24 protein-coding genes and 1 pseudogene are annotated in these 19,022 nt (G+C 54.0%); 18 read left to right on the top strand and 7 right to left on the bottom strand.

Features of this window, described 5'->3' with window-relative positions:
* The first annotated feature begins 688 nt into the window (after positions 1-688).
* The 9 genes and pseudogenes from radC (at position 689) to HA43_RS09665 (ending at position 6,254) form a co-directional block, all read left to right on the top strand.
* Positions 689-1,330 (top strand): RadC family protein, encoded by a 642-nt coding sequence (gene radC, locus HA43_RS09620; protein WP_244555224.1) that lies wholly within the window; start codon positions 689-691, stop codon positions 1,328-1,330.
* 95 nt (positions 1,331-1,425) lie between these two features.
* Entirely contained in the window at positions 1,426-1,872 is a 447-nt protein-coding gene (locus tag HA43_RS09625) for a conjugation system SOS inhibitor PsiB family protein (protein ID WP_094111542.1), read from the top strand.
* Positions 1,869-2,621, top strand: coding sequence for a plasmid SOS inhibition protein A (locus tag HA43_RS09630; protein WP_094111543.1), 753 nt, complete (start codon positions 1,869-1,871; stop codon positions 2,619-2,621). The genes HA43_RS09625 and HA43_RS09630 overlap by 4 nt, the downstream gene beginning before the upstream one ends.
* Before the next feature lie 53 nt (positions 2,622-2,674).
* Positions 2,675-3,019: a toxin gene (locus HA43_RS09635; RefSeq protein WP_094111544.1), complete on the top strand. Its 345-nt coding sequence runs from the start codon at positions 2,675-2,677 to the stop codon at positions 3,017-3,019.
* Positions 3,012-3,326 carry a helix-turn-helix domain-containing protein gene (locus HA43_RS09640; protein WP_094111545.1) on the top strand — a complete coding sequence of 105 codons (315 nt, stop codon included), beginning with the start codon at positions 3,012-3,014 and terminating at the stop codon, positions 3,324-3,326. The genes HA43_RS09635 and HA43_RS09640 overlap by 8 nt, the downstream gene beginning before the upstream one ends.
* 42 nt (positions 3,327-3,368) lie before the next feature.
* Positions 3,369-3,803 (top strand): hypothetical protein, encoded by a 435-nt coding sequence (locus HA43_RS09645; RefSeq protein ID WP_128083803.1) that lies wholly within the window; start codon positions 3,369-3,371, stop codon positions 3,801-3,803.
* A 705-nt stretch (positions 3,804-4,508) separates the two neighbouring features.
* Positions 4,509-4,724: pseudogene (locus HA43_RS19360) on the top strand (DUF905 family protein); the annotation flags it as partial.
* Positions 4,725-5,245: 521 nt separating this feature from the next.
* Positions 5,246-5,818 (top strand): hypothetical protein, encoded by a 573-nt coding sequence (locus HA43_RS09660; RefSeq protein WP_094111548.1) that lies wholly within the window; start codon positions 5,246-5,248, stop codon positions 5,816-5,818.
* A 31-nt stretch (positions 5,819-5,849) separates the two neighbouring features.
* Positions 5,850-6,254, top strand: a complete 405-nt coding sequence (locus HA43_RS09665; RefSeq protein WP_094111549.1) for a hypothetical protein — start codon at positions 5,850-5,852, stop codon at positions 6,252-6,254.
* 143 nt (positions 6,255-6,397) lie between these two features.
* Here the strand turns inward: HA43_RS09665 and HA43_RS09670 are convergent, their stop codons facing one another.
* A complete protein-coding gene (locus HA43_RS09670) occupies positions 6,398-6,721 on the bottom strand; it encodes a DUF3368 domain-containing protein (RefSeq protein ID WP_094111550.1) in 324 nt (107 codons plus the stop codon).
* Between the two features lie 241 nt (positions 6,722-6,962).
* Here HA43_RS09670 and mobA point away from each other — a divergent pair, with 241 nt between their 5' ends.
* From mobA to HA43_RS19210, 3 genes are read left to right on the top strand one after another with little or no spacing between them, the layout of a single operon-like run.
* Complete coding sequence (gene mobA / locus HA43_RS09675) at positions 6,963-7,304, top strand: plasmid mobilization protein MobA (protein ID WP_094111551.1); 342 nt, start codon at positions 6,963-6,965, stop codon at positions 7,302-7,304.
* Positions 7,304-8,068: a relaxase/mobilization nuclease domain-containing protein gene (locus tag HA43_RS19205; protein ID WP_244555225.1), complete on the top strand. Its 765-nt coding sequence runs from the start codon at positions 7,304-7,306 to the stop codon at positions 8,066-8,068. Before mobA ends, HA43_RS19205 begins: the two co-directional genes overlap by 1 nt.
* Positions 8,065-9,264, top strand: coding sequence for an LPD7 domain-containing protein (locus HA43_RS19210; RefSeq protein ID WP_244555226.1), 1,200 nt, complete (start codon positions 8,065-8,067; stop codon positions 9,262-9,264). The genes HA43_RS19205 and HA43_RS19210 overlap by 4 nt, the downstream gene beginning before the upstream one ends.
* Before the next feature lie 942 nt (positions 9,265-10,206).
* Here the strand turns inward: HA43_RS19210 and HA43_RS09685 are convergent.
* The 3 genes from HA43_RS09685 to HA43_RS09695 all read right to left on the bottom strand — a co-directional run bounded on the left by HA43_RS09685 (position 10,207) and on the right by HA43_RS09695 (position 12,141).
* A complete protein-coding gene (locus HA43_RS09685) occupies positions 10,207-11,136 on the bottom strand; it encodes a DMT family transporter (protein WP_084798743.1) in 930 nt (309 codons plus the stop codon).
* Entirely contained in the window at positions 11,136-11,723 is a 588-nt protein-coding gene (locus HA43_RS09690; protein WP_065647982.1) for a TetR/AcrR family transcriptional regulator, read from the bottom strand. Before HA43_RS09690 ends, HA43_RS09685 begins: the two co-directional genes overlap by 1 nt.
* Positions 11,724-11,901: 178 nt before the next feature.
* Entirely contained in the window at positions 11,902-12,141 is a 240-nt protein-coding gene (locus HA43_RS09695) for a biofilm development regulator YmgB/AriR family protein (protein ID WP_094111552.1), read from the bottom strand.
* 433 nt (positions 12,142-12,574) lie between these two features.
* On the opposite strand from HA43_RS09695, the gene ycgZ reads away from it, so the two are divergent.
* From ycgZ to HA43_RS09710, 3 genes are all read left to right on the top strand, one after another.
* Positions 12,575-12,817 (top strand): regulatory protein YcgZ, encoded by a 243-nt coding sequence (gene ycgZ / locus HA43_RS09700; protein WP_065647984.1) that lies wholly within the window; start codon positions 12,575-12,577, stop codon positions 12,815-12,817.
* Between the two features lie 107 nt (positions 12,818-12,924).
* Positions 12,925-13,191 (top strand): hypothetical protein, encoded by a 267-nt coding sequence (locus HA43_RS09705; protein WP_065647985.1) that lies wholly within the window; start codon positions 12,925-12,927, stop codon positions 13,189-13,191.
* 140 nt (positions 13,192-13,331) lie between these two features.
* A complete protein-coding gene (locus tag HA43_RS09710; RefSeq protein WP_065648047.1) occupies positions 13,332-13,589 on the top strand; it encodes a biofilm/acid-resistance regulator YmgB/AriR in 258 nt (85 codons plus the stop codon).
* Between the two features lie 254 nt (positions 13,590-13,843).
* Here the strand turns inward: HA43_RS09710 and HA43_RS09715 are convergent, their stop codons facing one another.
* The 3 genes from HA43_RS09715 to HA43_RS09725 all read right to left on the bottom strand — a co-directional run bounded on the left by HA43_RS09715 (position 13,844) and on the right by HA43_RS09725 (position 15,002).
* Positions 13,844-14,101 (bottom strand): hypothetical protein, encoded by a 258-nt coding sequence (locus HA43_RS09715; RefSeq protein WP_065647986.1) that lies wholly within the window; start codon positions 14,099-14,101, stop codon positions 13,844-13,846.
* A 62-nt stretch (positions 14,102-14,163) separates the two neighbouring features.
* On the bottom strand, positions 14,164-14,409 hold the full coding sequence (locus HA43_RS09720) for a hypothetical protein (RefSeq protein ID WP_040113408.1): 246 nt from the start codon (positions 14,407-14,409) through the stop codon (positions 14,164-14,166).
* A gap of 356 nt (positions 14,410-14,765) precedes the next feature.
* Positions 14,766-15,002 (bottom strand): DUF2171 domain-containing protein, encoded by a 237-nt coding sequence (locus HA43_RS09725; RefSeq protein ID WP_065647987.1) that lies wholly within the window; start codon positions 15,000-15,002, stop codon positions 14,766-14,768.
* A 211-nt stretch (positions 15,003-15,213) separates the two neighbouring features.
* Between HA43_RS09725 and HA43_RS09730 the strand changes: the two genes are divergently transcribed.
* The 3 genes from HA43_RS09730 (at position 15,214) to traT (ending at position 18,711) form a co-directional block, all read left to right on the top strand.
* A complete protein-coding gene (locus HA43_RS09730) occupies positions 15,214-16,014 on the top strand; it encodes a glucose 1-dehydrogenase (protein ID WP_065647988.1) in 801 nt (266 codons plus the stop codon).
* 111 nt (positions 16,015-16,125) lie between these two features.
* Positions 16,126-17,664: a methyl-accepting chemotaxis protein gene (locus HA43_RS09735; protein ID WP_094111553.1), complete on the top strand. Its 1,539-nt coding sequence runs from the start codon at positions 16,126-16,128 to the stop codon at positions 17,662-17,664.
* 315 nt (positions 17,665-17,979) lie between these two features.
* Complete coding sequence (traT, locus tag HA43_RS09740; protein WP_065647990.1) at positions 17,980-18,711, top strand: complement resistance protein TraT; 732 nt, start codon at positions 17,980-17,982, stop codon at positions 18,709-18,711.
* Positions 18,712-19,022 lie beyond the last annotated feature (311 nt).

Below are 19,022 nucleotides of genomic sequence, written 5' to 3' on the forward strand. Positions count from 1 at the left end.
CCTGCGGGAGCCCCGCGCCGGCAGGCGCTGGGCTCCCGCACCCACTGGTGAGTCTGTCTCACAGCGCTGATGATGCAGTTAAGCCGGTTTTTATGCAGCGAACCAGGTTTTTGAGTCGGTTTTTTCACAAACCGGCTGCTGTTTTCGTTTGCTGATTCAGTCAGAGAGCAAACCAGAAAACTGACTTTGCGCCCCCTTCGGCTCCCCGGCAGGCCGGGTCGTCAAGCCCTATGTCGCTAAGCGGCAAGCCGCCAAGCGCCACCGAACCCCTGCGGGTTTCGGCCGCAAGCGGTTTCGGTCTGATGTCCAGGTTCAACGGCTGCTGCCGGCTTCGCCGTTGCTTTCACCGTCCCGGCAAACTACGCCGGGCCTTTAAAGCCAGCCCGCGGGGCGGTCTGAAACATCCCTTCTGACGCTCCTCTGCCTTCCGGCCAGACCTTGCGCGGAGGGCTGGTCGTAGCACCGCCGGCTCAGGCAAAAAGGGGTGAAATGCACGCCGCCAGAAACTTTTCGCCAGGGGACGCAAAAACTTTCAGTCGTCGCCCCTTTCTGCCCTCACTTCGTCGTTGCTCCTTTGCCCTTTGCCGCGAAAGGCCAGACCGGGAAGAAGAAACCCGCGTCAGAGAAAGTCTTTTTCGGGTCCGCAGCGCGAGCTGCAATTACTCAGCCGGATTTAAGGAGCCATGCCATGCAAAACACACTCGTAAACGTCACCCCGGATTCAATCGCCGCCCGTGCGGCCGTTGAGATGATGTCCAGTCAGAACGAGCAGAACGCTGCCGACACTGCGACCGAATCCCCCGGGCTTTGCCTGGAGAGCGTCAGTGATAACGTCCGTTTTTTCACCCGCCTTCAGATCCGTGATGCGCAGGGAAATTACGTTATGGCCACAGAGAGCCAGATCCTGGAAGAAGCCGCGCGTGCTATCGATCATCGCTATCCCACCGGGACATTTTTTTCCTCATCTGAAGTATCTGCGGCTTTTTTCAGCGCAAAACTTGCCTGGCGCGAACGGGAAATTTTTGCGGTCGCTTTTCTGAATAATCAGCATCAGCTGCTTGCCTACGAAGAATTGTTTCAGGGATCTGTTTCAAGCGTCGAAATTCATCCTCGGGAGGTGGTGTACAGGGCGCTACAGCTTAACGCGTCGGCGGTTGTCGTGAGCCACAATCACCCCTCGTTTAAGAATGAACCATCCCGGGCAGACATCACGATAACCGGACGCTTGCAAAAGGCCCTTGAGCTGGTCGCTGTGCGCCTGATTGACCATATCATTGTGGCCGGGAACGAAACTGTTTCACTGGCTGAGCGGGGGCAACTCAACGGGTAACCGTTGCACCCTGGCTGGCAGGTTTTCCCCTGCCAGCGCCTCTTCCGGCCCGATACCCGGGCCGGATCTATGCCCCTGAGACAGAGCTGAATCCCATGACTCAAGAAGAAAAATTTACGCTTAACACCCTGCAGGCTTTCACCGCCTGCGATTTTGAAGCCTACCGCGATCGGGGCGAAACCTTCCGTCAGCGCCTGACCGGGGCCGTTCTTTACGTGCTACAGCTGCCGGACTGCTGGCGCACTGACTGCGAGATGCGCGGCGAGTGGGGCGGGGCGTACCCGGTTCACCTGCGATTGACCCGCGCCGATGCGGCTGGACTTGCCGTCGAGCTGGTGAGTCCGTCGGCGACTTCGCCGCTGTGGAGTGTGGTACTTAACGATCTCCGCACCCGGTCCAGTGTACGGCTGTGCGTCAGCTACCGGTTTGAACCTGCGGTGATGCACGCCACGCTCAAAAAAATCACAGAGTACACGCGGGCGGGCTTCACTGGTGCCGGTGAGCTGGTCGCCGCGCTTCGGATGGGAGGGCACGCCGCATGATCCCGAAATCACACGCACTGGTTACCCTGCTGCCTGAGCGTCAGGCCGCGCTTCAGGCCATTGCACTGGTCGAGCACGCGCAACAGCGCGGCACCCGGCTTGCTCGTCATCCTTACGCCGCCGCGTTTATGAAGCAACTGAGTGGCAGGAGCCGCGTCAGTGTGCACGCACTGAACCGCATCCGGGGCATTTACCTGCGCCCGCGCGAAAAACGCGCGCCGCTGCCGGAGTGGGAAAGCGCCCTGGATGAGTTTCTCTGTTCGGCGGGTGAAGTGTGTCCGCTGCCATTGCCGGGCGAGCTGGCAACCGTTCTGTTTCCGGAGGCGGTTTTCCGCCGGGCAGAGCGTGCGAAACATGCTGCCGATAAGAGCGTTAACCACGTCACCCGGCGCGAACGGCAGGCGGCTGACTACCGGGAGCGCCAGCTGGAGAACCGAATCCGGCAGGCTGAAACAGAGCTGGCCTTCCGCACGCCGGACACGCTGCGCGGCTGGTTCGCCGCCTGGTGTGACAGCGTGCCGGAAAATGATCTGAAGAACATGATCGCCGCGTGGGCGCGCCGGTTTCCGTCGCTGAACGGTCTGGAAACCCTGCAGCCGTACGCCGGAGACGTTGCCTGTGAGGTGGCGGGCGAAATTCACCTGCGGTCCCTGCACATGGACAGGGCGCAGAAAGACATGAACCGCTGGCTCATTCCTAACAAGCTGGCGGCAATATCTGTACCGGGTTTCATCAGGGATAATCGTTGAATCGTCCCCAACTAAGGGATATAATATCCCTTAGTTGGGGACAGGGAAAAACCATGCACGCGACATTTATTGAGCTTTCCAGCTTTCAGAAATACCGGGCTGACTACCTGAACGACGATCAGTTCAGGCTGTTTCAGAATATGTTGCTGGCTGACCCCGAAAAGGGCGACGTGATCCCGGATACGGGTGGCCTGCGTAAAGTCCGGTTCAGGGACGAGCGCCGGAACAAAGGCACACGAGGCGGGATCAGGGTTATCTATTACTGGACGAACGAAAAAGGCCAGTTCATCCTGTTTACCATCTACGATAAGGATCAACGCGACGATCTGACCAAACAGCAGCGCGACGCCCTGGCGGAGGCGCTTAACGTGATTAAAAAGGGGCTGAGACATGACTGAACGTGACATTTTCAGTGAGCTGATGACGGGCATGCAGGAGCTGAGAGATCACCAGGACGGGAAAATCACGCTCAAGACTTACAAGGTCAGCAAGCGTGCACCTGTCACTATCGAGCCGCAGGAGCTGCGCGACGTGCGCGAAAAACTTAACCTGTCACAGGCGGTTTTCGCACACTATCTGCATACGGGCGAGACCACCTATCAGAACTGGGAGCAGGGCAGAGCCAAGCCTAACGCTCAGGCCGTCCTGCTGATCCGCATGGTTCAGCAGAACCCGGACACGCTGCGGACGCTCGCGCAGCTGTAACGCGGATCCATACGATATTCCCGGCATCTGCATAAGACGATATTGGCGCTGCCTGACCGCGCGGCGCGAGAGAAGACGATGATGAGTTTTTTAATGCTGGGTCCCCTGCTAAGCCTGGGTTATGCGCTGGTTTTTCAGTTCCTGGCGCCGGGCGAGACAGGCAGCCTGACATACTGGTGCGGCTACGCGATGTGCTTCGTGGTGGCGCGCTTGCTGGCCGCAAAGCACCCGCAGCCAGCGGGTGACTGGTTAGTGATGAAACTTCTTGCGATGATCGTTCCTGCAGGGGGCGTATTTCTGTGCGTCTGGGGCGGTATGAACCTGCTGGCTGACCCGGCGGCGGGCGGACAGGAAGACGCTGACATCATGCTGTACTCTGCATCCCACGGGCTGCTGCTGCCGCTTTTTTCCATGATAATGGGTGCGGCCATTGTGGCGGTTTCGCTGTACCGCATAAGATTGCGCGCGCAGGGATAACATTCGCGGCTATGCCGGTAAAAACCTGAGCTGACGCACCGGCTTTCTTCCGTCGCATGCGCTTACTCATATGAGACAGGCGTCTCTCTGTCCTGCTCTCTTTATTCCTGCTGTTGTGCTTCTGCCATTTCTCTCCTGAAATAATACACACCCGTACGTTACGGGCCATGGCCCCCTTCGGCTCCCCGGCAAGCCGGGTCGTCGAGCCCCACTCCGCTAACCGGCAAAGCCGGCAAGCTCCGCCGGACCGCAAAGGACCGCGTTCCGGGCCTGACGGCTAGGGTCTGATGGCAAAGGTCAACGGCAGCTGCCGGCTTCGCCGTCGCTTTCACCGTCCCGGCGAACCCCGCCGGGCCTTTAAGGCCAGCCCGCAGGGCGGTCTGAAACGTCCCTTCTGACGCTCCTCTGCTTTCCGGCCAGCCCTTGCGCGGAGGGCTGGTCGTAGCACCGCCGGTTCAGGCAGAAAGGGGTGAAATGCACGCCGCCAGAAACTTTTCGCCAGGGGCCGCAAAAACTTTCTGTCGTCGCCCCTTTATGCCCTCTCTTCGTCGTTGCTCCTTTGCCCTTTGCCGCGAAAGGCCAGACCGGGAAGAAGAAACCCGCGTCAGAGAAGGGCTTTTCGGGCACCGCGCGGCGGTCAGCCGGATCATTAATTTCAGACAGGAGCACATCATGACTTCAACCCAGAACGGCACCACCACTGAAATGCGCTGCGTAGCGGCGCTGGGTGACGGCGCATTTACGCGCGAGCAGGCCAGAAACATCGCGGCAGCCTTCACCAACGTCTTCATTGAAGACGATCAGGGCAGCCATCTTCGTCTGGTCGTGCGCGAGCCGTCAGGCAGCCTTATCTGGCGCGCTTTCAGCTTTGAGCATGACGCCGGTTACTGGCTGCGCAAATACATTAACAGCCGGGGCATGCGTCAGCCTTTGCATGATCAGCTGACGAAGCTGACTGATCTGAATGACGTTCCGATGACGCTCAAACAGCGCCGTGAATTTATGACGCATATCATCAGTAAATTAGCTGAGTCGGTGGCGCATCAGGTGCCGGAAAATTCAGTAGTGCTTCCGGCTGAGCTGTCAGAAGTCTGGGCGGAGGCGGGCCGTATTTCGCTGAAATATTTCGGGCTTCATGGTGAAAAGGCGTGGCTCAGGGCGAGCCAGTGGATGACCACTGAGCTGGAGCAGGGCGGCAACGCACAGGCGTAAAAAAAGCAGGGTAGCCCCTGCTTTATTCACGGCGGCCAGTTCGGGCTGGCTGCCTTATCAAAGACCAGATACATAGGATAGTAATATGATTTTCGACCCGCAAATCGTCGCACATGCGCTGCGTTTTGTAAATGCCTTACGCACCGGCCAGCTGGCGCACGTGCCCGCCATGCCTTTTGCCCTGTGGCAGCAGTTTATGACCACAGTAAACACCCTGATGGAGGCGCAGCATGAGCATCACAACGCCCCTGAATCTGCCTTTAGCGCTGGAAACTGTAACACAGAACGAGATCATCCGCGTGCTGGGTGAGTACACCTTTATCCGCCTGGATAACGGCGATGAAGCGTTTTATCACCACGGAAAGTGGATCACCGGCGCAGACGCGAGCTGCGGCGAGCCTTCCGTATTAGGGCTGGCGAAAAGCATGGCGCGGGCGGGATGTAAGTCTCTTCGTTCCCTCGAATTGCCTGTCCCGGATGATAAGGAGTGGGGCTGGGACGACGTGGTAAAGCAGCTGGTTTGTGCGTCTTATCCGCGTAATGTACGCGGAGAACTGATCGTCACGGTTAGCGAAAATACCCGATACGGTCGCGGCATGCACGTCTGCTCAGATCCGCTGCTGAGCGGGATTAACAGTAACCTCTGGTTTCCGCTGAACGCGGAAGAAGACTGGCACGCAGGCATAGAGCGAGTGCTGACCATGAACGGCGTTGCAGAGAACGTGGTGCGGCTGGAGCCATTGCGGGACGGTCCTGAATACACTGATTTTAAGGTGATTTACAACCGCAAAGTCTGCGCCTGATGCGCAGAGGGGCCGGAGTAAATCTGGCCCCATGACGTTGTTTTTCCTGTCGCATTCTGAACATCACAGCATTACAGAGGTCTTCACAATGAAATCTGAATCCATCAACTTACTGACCGCTTCAACTTCTAAAAATATATTCACAATCCTTGATTTACAGGCACTTTCACAACGGGCAGAAGCTTCTGAAAAGGTAAACGATAAAGCCCGGCGCATCAGCCTGGCTGCATCCGCACTGCTGAATTTTGCAGACCAAACGGGGATCGGAAACAGTACCGAACCGGCAGAGACTGCTGTCACCGATCTTCTGACAGACTTTATGCACTTATGTGCGCATTGCTGGCCGGAAGAAAATAAAATATCTTTTGACAGCGCACTGAAAACCGCCCGTATGCACTTTGCTACAGAATCCGATGAAACCGCACAGTGGGACTGAATAAAATGAAAATTACCATCATGGATATTTCGGAAGCTATGAACAGTTAACCCGAAGGGTAAGCCGATCTTCTGGCAAGGTTCAACGTCTGCCATTGATATTGAGAAATTCCGGCAGGTAATCGTAATACCGGCCGGATATTTTCATGAGAGAGGTTGGTTATCCTGCGATGTAGTTTTTTGCTGTGCCGGATCAGACTTACGCTGAAGTCGTTTTTTCTTGCCACTTCCCTCGTTTACCACAGCAGAAATTGCTTTCTCACTGAAACGAAAGTTCATGGCATCCAGTGCCGACTTGATATCCGCTACCGTATAACCTTTCTCTTTTGCCAGTACCAGAATGGTGTCTTTAAGATTTTCCAGTGCGCCCTCTCTCGTTATGCGCTGAGGCGTTAAATCGGGTAGATTTTCCAGCTTTCTGCGCGCCTCATCCAGTTCCTGCTGCGTGAAAACATTACGTGCCGCCATTTCAGTTTCCTTCTTATTGGTAAAGGGCCGATTTTGCTGGATTTTTATTACCATTTCCAGCCTATCATTCCGTATGACGCCGGTTTACTTCTGAACAGGCAAGTGGCAAAATACCTTTTACAGTTTAAAACATCGGACAGGAAATGTTTTGTGACCACCGCCAGCATGCTGGCAGTGATTCTCAAAACGACCTGCTCAGGGCTTCCGCCCCGAGACCCGGATAATGCGCAGAGGTTGGGTTATGTCGAAAAGCGAAAAGCGTCAGAGGGAAAAACTGGTTAAATGCCGCTGCAACGAAGCAGAGTATGAAGCCATCCTGAAAAAGGCTGCAGCAGCGGGACTTACAACGTCTGAGTACCTGCGCCGCACCGCTCTGAACCGCCGCATTACGGTGCGTACGGATATCCGGATGATGAACGAACTTCTCCGCCTGGGAGGTCTGCAAAAGCACCTCTATACCCAGATGAAGGACAACATGACAACCGAACTCAGCCAGCAGTTTTCCGGCGTACTGACCAGCATCACTCACGCCATCAATGCGCTTGATATGGCGCCGGTTCCTGCAGAGGACATTAAGGACTGATGAACGTCATCATCCCGCCAAAACGTCGCGACAAAAAGACCAGCTTCAGAAAGCTCGTTGAATACGTCAGCACGCGCGAAGAAAACAAAAATGCCGAACAGGTGAAGCCTGAATCTGCGCATACTTCGGATGCCGGTCCTGCAGCGACTCCCGGGTTTGGCCAGCTGGTTGACTACGTGGGCCGTAAGAACGCATCACCCGCTTCTGAAATTATCAGCATTTCACCTGAGGGCATTCAGCGCGTGCTTTCAGGTGAAGTGCTGTGCGAAACCAACTGCTTTTCGCTTGAAGCCGCAGCGTCAGAAATGAACATGACCGCGATGCAGAACCGCCACTGTAAGGATGCGGTTTATCACTTTATTCTCTCGTGGCAGAGCGACGAAAATCCTTCTCCTGACGCCGTCTTTACCTCAGTGCGCTACAGCATGGCGCAGCTGGGGATGGCAGATCATCAGTACGTTGCCGCGATTCATAAAGATACCGATAACGTTCACTGTCACGTGTCCGCTAACCGCGTTCATCCGGTCACGTTCCGCGCACAGAATATGTGGAACGATGCAGACACGCTGCAGAAAGCCTGCCGCGTGCTGGAGCGCGATTTAGGCTTCAACGTGGACAACGGCAGCTGGGAAATGAGCGGGGACGGCAGCCTGTACCGCACGCGTCGTGCGCTGCCTTCAGCGCCGCGCGGCGCAGCTAAAAGAGAAATCTTTTCCGATAAGGAAAGCCTTCACGCTACGCCGTTCGCGAGACGCGTCAGATGATCAGCGACCTGTCCGAAGAGGGCAGTCTCAGCTGGCCGCTGCTTCACAACGTCATGTATACACGCGGGCTTGGCGTGCGGGAACAGAACGGCGGCCTCGCCGTTTTCGATCTGCTCAATCCTGACAGCATCAGCGTGAAAGCATCAGACATTCATCCGGCTATCGGTCTGCAGGCGATGGAAGCAAAGCACGGCAGTTTCCTGCCCGCACCGCCCGCATCCGACCCGGAAAATCATGAGGCCGGCATGCTCATGGTTGATAAGTTTTATCTGCCGCAGCTGCACGTCCGTGACGGAGAGGCCCGCCGTGAACGTCGCGAAGCGAGAGCCGTTGCCCGCGACATCCTGCGCACGCGCTATGATGCTTATCGCGCCGGCTGGGAAAGACCCGACCTGCGCGCGGGCGAACGCTTCCGGCAGATATCCGCTCACTGCGTGGCTACGAAGGCGAACGTGCGTCAGGCCGTCCGGGATCCGCTGATGCGCAGGCTGATGTATCGGGTTGCTGAGTTTGAGAAGATGAAGGCAGCAGCAAAGCTGAGACTGCAGCTGCGTGAAGAGCGGCAGACGCTGAAAGAAACCGGACAGGCGCGTCACCTGACCTGGAAGTCGTGGGTTGAACAGGAAGCGCTTAACGGCGACGTCGCCGCAATCAGTCAGATGCGCGGATGGGCCTATCGTGAAAAGCGTGCAGCGTCGAAACGTCAATCTGCCTGGCCGGAGCCAAACGCTGTTATTCATTTCGGGCCGGCTGAAGACGTACCGACATTCAAATCCAGCGCGCATGACACAGCGTTATTACGAGACGGTACGGTGACCTATCTGCGCGACGGTAAACCTGCAGTAACCGACTTTGGCAACAGGGTTGAGGTTTACGCAGCCGCTGACGCAGCGTCTGACCGTCATAACAACGATCTGGCTGCCGAACTGATTGCCTGGCGCAGCGGTGAGAATACTGTTTTACAGGGGGACCCGGCTGCCGTTAACCGCGTGCTTTATGCCGGCGCGGTGAGAAACGTCACGAAACGGGACGAACATTCTTTCAGCGTCAGCGATCAGCAGCACATGGCAAACGTGCGCGCAACTGAGCGTCATCTGAGCGGTCAGGACGTCAGGGCGGAAGCAAGTCATACTGAATATCAGAGCAGGATGGACGATGCAGTCCGTCCGTTACCTAAAGATTTACCACGACCGTGAGGAGAGTAATAGCGAAGACATAACTCAAACTGAAGTACTTAGTCGCTGATTGCACAGGCTGAACCCCTCTACAACCAGCTAACCATTACAACCTGTTGAGGAGCTGCCATGGCTGCCGTGGATCCTATTCATTTGAAGCTGTTTACAAGTTATTTCCTAGCGTTATTAAAAATTAGGTTACTAAAATAAACCGGTATTGTGCAGGAGCTAATTTTTTTATGCTGGTAAGTCTAAGATGTAGCGCCAATATATTAATATTTCCCGATGCTTAATGGTGTTTTTAATATTTTCGATCTCTAATCAATTAGGGTGTTATCAAATGGCTTAATTTTTTTCTCGCCGATAAGTTTGAATTATTAGGGGGTTGGGTTTTTTGTTTTTTTGTCAACATCTTGCTGTTCTTGATATTTTTTTGATTTTTTTATTCGTCCCATCAGTTATAGGTTTTTTTTATTTTTTATTTATTTTCAATGTGCTGAATCCTAATATCCAAGCCTTGTTCCTATATACATTATTATAAAGTGGTTTGGTTTTTTTTAATTTCTTACTAATTTCAATGGTGTTAATAATAAACATGAAGATCAATAAAGCGCTTGGTTAGTTTTGTTGTTATATATTTTATTTGGCTTTATGTTTATTATGGTTTTTATTTTAACTTATTGAAATTCTGTAAAGCTAAGGGGGTGGCAGAAATTACCTTTAAAATGGAGTTATTAATTATGAATTCAATCATAGAAGTGCGTAGGTAAAAGGATGTTTTATTAACTCACGTGTTAAGTTGAAGGTGGTTTGAATTTATTTATGATTGGTGGCGGCATCATATCTAATTATAATGTTTTAAGTGCTGCCATTGCCATTATGAAATTTCCCCCTTTATGTTAGCGAAATTGAATTTATCAAGGCGATAGTTCATTCTCGCCTTGATACCTGTACCAGTTGTTATTAACTTAATAAACGGGGATCTTTGAGCAAATGCTTCTTTGCCGGCGCGGTAATAATGCCGAGGCAGACGACGATCAGACTGACACCTGCCCAGCCGGCAAAGGGCAGCCTTTCACCCACCAGCAGAACCGCCAGCAACGCCGCAATCACCGGTTCGAGCAGGGTGATGGTGGTGGCCATGCTGGCGGGGATACGCGCCAGGCCATAGCCGTAGCAGAGATAGCCGACAAACATCGGGATCAGGGCCATGTAGATCCCGACAGCCGCAGTGTTCCAGCTCGCCAGTAGCGGAGCACCCGTCATAAACAGTACGGGCATCAGCAGGATGCCGCCCGCACCAAACGTTGCTCCCATGGCCGCGCCGGATGCCACACCCGCCTGCATCAGGCGTCGCGCCGACCACGAATAGAACGCGTAGGTAAACCCTGCCAGCAGACCCAGAGCGATACCGCTCAGGGCGTGTTCGTTGCCGGCAGCCTCAGCCTCTCCGCTGCTCTGCGCCAGGCAGAGCAGTATCATTCCGGCGATCCCCGGCACTGCGCCGCACAGCCACTGCTTTGTCAGGCGCCCGCCGTCGAAGCGATACTCAATCAGAGCTGAAAGAAGCGGAGCCGAACCAATCGAAATCACCGTGCCAGTTGTGACGCCGGCATAACGCATTGAGGCATAGAAGGCAAGGGGATACACGGCAACCGCGAGCGCGCCGGTGACCAGAAAGTGCCACTGTGCGGCAATAAGCCGGCGCTGACGAAGAAGTGTGCCAGCCGCAATAAGCCCCTGTAATAAACCGCCGATGCCCATCGCTACGGCCCCAATCGCCAGCGGACTCAGCTCAGGGGCGAAGGTAGCCGCCGTGCCGGTGGTACCCCAGAGGATGGCGGCCACCAGCACGCCCGTTATGCCGCCCAGCCGTTGTCCCGATGAAAGCATCAGCACGCCTCCATCATCTGTTCAGCCATCGCGCGGGCCTGTGCCACACAGTGACTGCTCCCTTCCAGGCCTGCCCGGGAGATGCTGCCTTCCAGCAGGAAGGCGAAATGCTTTGCCACCAGGCCGGCATTTTTTTCCTCTCCGTGTATCAGCTCAGCCAGATGCGAAGCCAGAATCGCTTCAACTTCCTCTTTGTGTTCACGTACAGCCTGGCGTCCCGGTGCTCCGGCAGGCAACTCTGCAGCGGCATTCAGCAGCCCGCAGCCGCGAAAGCCGTGTTCATAAGCATACTCAGCGTGATCTTCATACGCTTTAAAGACGGCCAGAACCCGCTCCCGGGGCGTCGTAGCGATCTGACGCCGCTTTTCATACAGCGCCAGCCACTCTTCATGCCGCACCCTGAGATAAGCCGCTACCAGTTCATCTTTAGAGGCAAAGTTGTTGTACAGGCTTTTCTTTGCGACGCCAGCCCGTTTCACAATCGCATCAATGCCTGTGCCGCCTATTCCGTGGTTGTAAAAAAGAATGCGTGCGGCGTTGAGCAGCTTTTCATAAGCCGTTTCTGAATCAGCAGACTGTTGCGTCATTGTCAGCCCCAATGGCGTTGTGAGTAGGTAGACTAGTCTACCTACTCACAAGTGTATGGCAACCCCAGGAGGCATTCAGCGGAGTGAATGACTTTTTTATCCCGTTAACAAAGGGCAGGCGGAAAAAAGTGAATACAAAACAGCCCGCAAAAGCGGGCTGGCAGCATGATTAATGTTATTAACGGCCAAACAGCATAGCGAGCAGCTCGCGCAGATGCGCAGCCTCTACGGCATCCTCGGTGCTGTCCAGCCAGCCGATCAATTTAAGGCACACTGCAGTTCGGGTAAGACGTCGCTCCTGACGAAGGATTTCGACAGTGATCCTGCCCAGCATTTCAATCTGGCAGGGGTGCGTTACCCTGCTGAAGTAGCCAGTCAGCCCGATTGTATTTTCAGAAGGCAGTCCGTCCTGGCGCATTGAAATACCTGAAAGTTAATAGAGGGGTCGTGCGCAAAGTAAACGATGCGTAGCGATGTGTACAGCGTTGATTTGTAAGAGCGGCCGCAGACTGGTCTGGATCTAATAAATATCTATAAGTTACAGTCACCTATACAATTTATTTTTCTGATGATTAACAATTCATGCAGGGATAGCATCCTCTTTCTGAAGACAAAGCATTGCCTACAAGCTTTCTGCATCAGTTACTGCTTTTTTATCGAAGCTGCTGATATAGCTGTACAACTTACTTATCCTTATTTTCATTTATAACCCCATGATAAATAGTGCTTAGCATTTTTTGCAAAAAAATCAAGCCAGGGGATATACACAATCGCTGTACAAGTTTATCAATGTTGTATAACTTTACGCTCATTGAGCGATGAGTATATTTCAACCATTACAGAGGTTCCCCATGCGCCAGGACATTGCGAACTATCCAACTACAGCAAATGATATTGCCCATTACTTCAGCAAGGTTTCCGTACCGGGACAGCAGGAAACGTTGGGCCAGATTGTGGTAGAAATCCTGCGTGCGGGTAAAAATCTTAATCGCAAAGCGATCTGTTCAAAGCTCTTACGTCGTCTGGAGGTCGCAGCGAGTGTGGAAGAAGAGCGTCACTACCAGGCGCTTATCGGGCTGCTGTTTGATCGCTGAGACGCCTTCAACCGCGTGTTCAGTTTATCCTGCAGCACTTTCAGGGCTGTCCGGACTGGCAGCCAGATATCACTGCCGGAGCAGGCACGCAAATATAAGAAGCGGGTATGCAACGAAGTAACCTGGAAAGACTGACTGATATCGTTATCGGCGAAGCAGTAACATTACTGCTCGGTGATGCCGGCCGTATCAATTCAACCGCTCTGGTTGCTACTCTGAAGCGAATGGCAGCGCTGGAGTCACATCCTGAACGGCTGGCGGCACTGCAGTGTGCACTGGATGAAGTAGCAAAAGAGTTTCCGCGCGCGCGGCAGACTCAGGATATGCCGGTGATGGCGCTACAGTCGGTTCAGGCAGGCAGTAAAAAGCATTAAGAGATATATTCGCGCAAGCGAAGTGTGGCAATAAGCCCGCAGGATGCGGCCATCTGCGGATGGCCGTCTTTATTTCAGGCAGTTAGCCTGGTAACTCAGCCGCTGGTGCGGAATTAAACGGAAAGACTATGCAGCAAGAAATGCAGCACACCCAAACGACCGAAGCCGACATCATTCACCATTTTCGTCACGCTGGCGAGAAGCTGGCTGCTGAAACAGCCGTGCTGGATGCGGTCATCCGCGATATTGTTGTGCACGGCAAACGCGTCACCAGCAAAACCATTATCCTGTATCTTATCGCCGAGCTGGAAAGCACATCAGACATTGTACACCTTGATGTACTGCGTAATGCGCTGGAGATAGTGGTCGGACGCACACCGGACGACGAAGGTATTTAAGATTTTTATTCCTGCTGCACGCTCTGTGCGGCAGGAATGGCTGCTGAGGTCTCAAAACCACCCTTTGAAGCCCATACTGAGCAGCTCGCTGCAGCGATCAACGTAATAGCAATCCACACCTTCATCATCATTCTCTCCCTATCAGTAACGGCTTTAACGTTAAATAAGCCTGGCACGGATTACGCGATCTGCCTGGAGCAGATGAGACAAAAGGATAATTCCGATGTGAGTTTTTGCAGCTAAGGCCCGCTGCCTTAATGCACGTTATCTTCTGCCGTGTGAGATGCAGCGCTATCAGCCTCAACAGCTGTTGTTAACTGCATTTCGCGTCTGATGCCGTCAATAACATGTAATGCTGCGCGCAGATAGGTTTCATCAGCGTTGCTGCTGACTTTGTCATACAGCCGATCCAGCAGCATTTGCAGGGATATAGTAGTGCCAGCATCAAGCAGCTCCGTTACTGTTTCGCCGATAATTATTTCTGCCAGTTTTTCTTCTAGGTCACTTTTCATTACGCGGTCCGGCTGCAGGTTTCCCGGCGAGTCTATCACAGGGCATTGAGGCGTTGTCAGGCTCAGTCAGCCATCTCATTTTCATCAAGACGATAAAGATTGATATCGTTTCTTTCACGATAACGGGGCGGAAATACCATGGCGCCGTTACCATCCCCCAGATATTGCATACCCAAAGGCTCGATAATGGCATAGGGCTCTGCCAGTGCGCGGCGATAACGCAATATTTCGCGCGCCATTTCAACGGCTTCTGGGGAATTATTATCAGGGTTACCTGCTATATATTGCAGGCGTTCGTCGCTAAGCATCGCTGCCTCCTGTGTTGCTCTGACGCTTTACGGCTCTACCTACGTCGTGACTGGATGTCATCATAGCCAGAAGCGTGGCGGAAACCAAAGCCTGCGTTACGTTGTGATGCACACAGCAGGATGTTGTGAAGCGTAAAAGCAGCAGATCTATTAAATGAAAAGTCGGATTCTGCCATTGGACTTTTCAGAGGCCGGAGTAGCGGGAGAGGATTCTGTCAGGAGAGTCGAAGGATATTATCGATTGGATCGTGAGTTCTTTTCGTATCAGAAGCAATGCTTTTTGAATCAGCCGGTATTGGGCTCTTCACACGTGTAAAAACCAGACCGCAGCAGGGCTGCTGCGGTCCGACAACAGATTATGCGCTCTGCCACTCGGCTTCAACGTCATCCTTTGATTTGGAAAGAATGACTTTATTATCATCAACTTCTTTAACCCAGCTGAATGGGATGATGTGGTGCTTACCGCCCGCTTCCGGATCGCTTTTCGCCAGTTTGATTTTATCTTCGCCTTCGAAGTGATCGACAATGCCCACGTGCTCACCGTTGACGTCAACAACCTGTGCGTGATCCAGGATTTCTGATTTGCTTACCATATTGCCTCCGTTCTGTGAATGTAAATGCAGCAGTTCTGCTGCCGGACTGCTTAAGTCTGGTTATTAATCCGCAGATTTCCAGTAATTTACAGAATGAAATATTTAGGCGAACCGTGACGCGACCAATTCTGCTGCGCCGACTATGATTTCCTGTAGCCGCTGGCGGCACGCGCTGCCAGCCTCCTCTCTGTTCATAACGGGAATTAACAGCATGCAGATATCACTGGAGAAACAGGTTGCGCTGGTTACCGGCGCCAGTTCAGGGCTTGGCTACGCCTGCGCCGAAGCGCTGGCTGCGGCGGGTGCAGCGGTGGTAGTCAACTATAACAGCCAGCAGGAGCCTGCCGAGGCGCTGGCAGAAGCGATCCGGCAGCGCGGCGGTAAGGCGGTGGCGGTAGGGGGTGATGTCTCTGATGAAAAAGCCGTAGAGGCGCTGTTTGCTGAAACCATCAACCATTTTGGGCGGCTGGATATCCTGGTCGCGAACTCCGGACTGCAGCGCGATGCGCCAGCCAGCGAGATGACGCTGGAGGAGTGGAACAAAGTTATCCAGGTTAATCTCACCGGTCAGTTTCTCTGTGCCCGGGCAGCGCTGCGTCAGTTTCGCCAGCAGGAGAAACGTCTGGACGTGAGCCGCGCTGCCGGAAAAATCATTCATATGAGTTCGGTTCATCAGCTCATCCCTTGGGCTGGCCATATCAACTATGCCGCCTCTAAAGGGGGTGTCGATCTGCTGATGCGTAGCCTGGCGCAGGAGGTGGGTGAGGAGCGCATTCGCATTAATTCGATTGCGCCGGGGGCCATCAGAACCCCAATCAATACCGAAGCCACGGAGGGCGACGCGGAGAAAAAGCTGCTGCAGCTCATTCCCTATGGCCGGGTAGGCGATCCGGAAGATGTGGGTAATGCGGTGATATGGCTGGCCAGCGATTTATCCGACTACGTGCATGGCACCACGCTGTTTATTGATGGCGGGATGAGTCTCTATCCTGGCTTTCGCGATAACGGTTAAGCACTTACCAATTACGCTGTCGCAATCAGTCGATTGCGACACTTTCACGGCTAATGAGTTGCGTCGCCGGGCCGATATAACTAACTCTCCACCTTCAACCGGAAGTTAATTATGTCGCTGAAAAAATCCTCACTGCTGGTGTTCCTCACGATGCTGGTACTGTTTCTGGCCAGCGTGGCCATCAGCAGCTGGCTGCTGGTGCGCAGTAACGCCTCGCTGACCGCCGTTAACAAAGAGATCCGCGTAGTGCTCTCCGTTATCGATCCTATCAACCACAGCCGTACGCTGCGCGTCAGGGTGATGGAATATATGAAAGCGAGCGAGGGGGACGATACCGCATCAGCAGCGTCACTTGAGAGTGTTAAAGCGGTGGCTGTCAAAGCAGACGCGGCATTTCAGGCCTATATGGATGCCCCGCGTCTGGCCGGTGAGGCAGCAGAAGCAGAAGCTTACCGGCAGGCTTATCTCAGCTATCGCGATGAAGGGATCCGGCCGCTGGTGGCGGCCGCTGAAGCGCACGATCAGGCACGCTTTAAAGCGCAAATCCCGACCGTCGTCCGTCTCGATCGCCAGTATGAAATTATCCTCGATAAGGTACTGGCGCAGCATGAAGCTTATGCACGCCAGCTCAATGATGACGCACAACGTCACTTTCACTCCGGCCTGATGCTGCTGGTGCTGTTTGGTGCGCTGTTTGTCGGCATCATTGTTGTGATTTCACTGCTGATGCATCGCTTTGTGCTGCTGCCGCTCAGCATGGCAAAACAGCATTGCGATTTGATCGCCGCCGGCGAGCTTAACCGCCCTGTTCCGGCAAAGGGCGCGTCGCGCAGTGAAATTCAGAGTCTGATGGGCTCGCTGGAAGCGATGCGTCTCGCCCTGACACAAATCATTATGCAGGTACGTGACTCCGCGCATTCGGTCTCCACCGCCTCGGGCGAAATCGCAGCCGGAAACGTTGACCTGGCCTCGCGCACTGAGCAGCAGGCTGCGGCGCTGACGGAAACCGCGGCCAGCATGGAACAGCTGGGTGCTACGGTGAAGCAGAACACTGACAACGTCTTTGAAGCCTGCCGCCTGACAGGCGAGGCGGTGCAAAATGCGGAAATAGGTGAAAAAGTCTCGCGTGAGGTGATTGTGTCGATGGACCTGATCAACGCCAGCTCGAAAAAAATCGAAGAGATCATCTCGGTGATCAACGGGATCGCGTTTCAGACCAACATCCTTGCGCTGAACGCCGCTGTGGAAGCAGCGCGAGCGGGTGAGCAGGGCAGGGGGTTTGCAGTGGTTGCCGGAGAGGTCCGCAATCTGGCACAGCGCAGCGCGCTGGCAGCCAAAGAGATAGAGACGCTGATTGCAGAGTCGGTAGCGATTATCCACACCGGCTCGGAGCAGGTCAGCCGCACCGGGGAGGCGATGAGCGCTATCATCGCGTCGGTAAGCCGCGTTAACCTTTTGATGGAGCATATTTCCGTGGCGTCAGGTGAACAGAGTCGCGGCATCGGTCAGATTGAGAAAGCGGTGACTGAAATGGACTCTGTCACGCAGCAGAACGCTGCACTGGTACAGGAGTCAGCGGCTGCGTCAGCATCGCTTGAAGAGCAGGTACAGTATCTGACCCGTTCAGTTTCCACTTTCCATCTGGCATAAGCGCCCCGTGCCGGCTCTTTTTAAGGGGCTGGCAATCTCTCAGACCACAATACAGAACCTTTTGTGAACACTGCTTCACTATTAATGATTAAAAGAGCACATCTGAAAATTCATCTATAAAAAGCTACTATTTCAATGCATTAGAAATAGTGGTGCCTTTTTGACAAATTTATTTTCTTCAAAGCGTAAATTTATCTTACGCTTTGCCGATATTCCTCCCTGCCACCTTAGCGCAAACCGGTACGTTTGCGCCTGTTTTACAGGTGTGCTGCGGGCAAGAGTGCGCCGCAGTTAATTCTTCTCAGGGAGCAGTAAATGAACCATCGTAAACCCCTGGTGGCGGCCGTCGTCGCCTCCTGCATCGTTCTTTCCGGCTGCAGCGCCATGACTACCGCCATCAAAAAGCGCAATCTTGAAGTTAAAACGCAGATGAGCCAGACGGTATGGCTTGAGCCTTCCAGTCAGAAAACGGTCTATCTGCAGGTGCGTAATACCTCTGACAAAGATATGAGCGATCTGCAGTCGCTGCTGGCGCAGGACCTGCAGGCTAAAGGGTATACTGTCACATCCTCGCCCGATACCGCGTTCTACTGGATTCAGGCTAACGTGCTGAAAGCGGAAAAAATGGATCTGCGCCAGTCGCAGGGCTTCCTGGCGACCGGCTATGAAGGCGCGGTTACCGGTGCAGCGCTGGGTGCCGGCATTACGGCCTATAACGGTAACTCGGGTGGTGCGATGCTTGGCGTCGGTCTGGCCGCAGGCCTGGCAGGAATGGCAGCCGATGCGCTGATTGAAGATGTTAACTTCACCATGGTGACCGATCTGCAGATCTCCGAACGCAGTAAAAACGCCGTGACCACTGACAACATTGCCGCACTGCGTCAGGGCACATCGGGCATTAAGTTGCAGACCAGCAGCGAAGAGGGCAACCGCATGAAGTATCAGACGCGCGTGGTGTCCAACGCCAACAAGGTCAATCTCAAGTTTGAAGAAGCGAAGCCGGTGCTGGAAGCGCAGCTGGCGAAATCCGTGGCAGGCATCATGTAATCACGGGTGCCGCTGGTGCTTTCCGGCCGGCGGCAAATCACAACTGCATAACTCTGAATATATGCCCTGAATAGTTACAGCATCCCTTAACATGAAACACTAACCGGTGCTGGTCTGACGCATATTGCCCCTCTCTGACCTTTTCAACCTCAGGCGCAGATCTGAAACAGGGTTGCCCCTCCTGACCCGCCGCCGCGCCCGGCCCGCAGGGCCGGAATGAGTTGAACAGGTAAAAGAGTGCTGTAACTAAAATTCCAGCAGTACGGGTGAAATAGGACAAACGGCAGCCTGACAGCGCAAGGATAAAATAT

This window comes from Pantoea eucrina, from assembly GCF_002095385.1.
GTDB classification, from domain to species: domain Bacteria; phylum Pseudomonadota; class Gammaproteobacteria; order Enterobacterales; family Enterobacteriaceae; genus Pantoea; species Pantoea eucrina.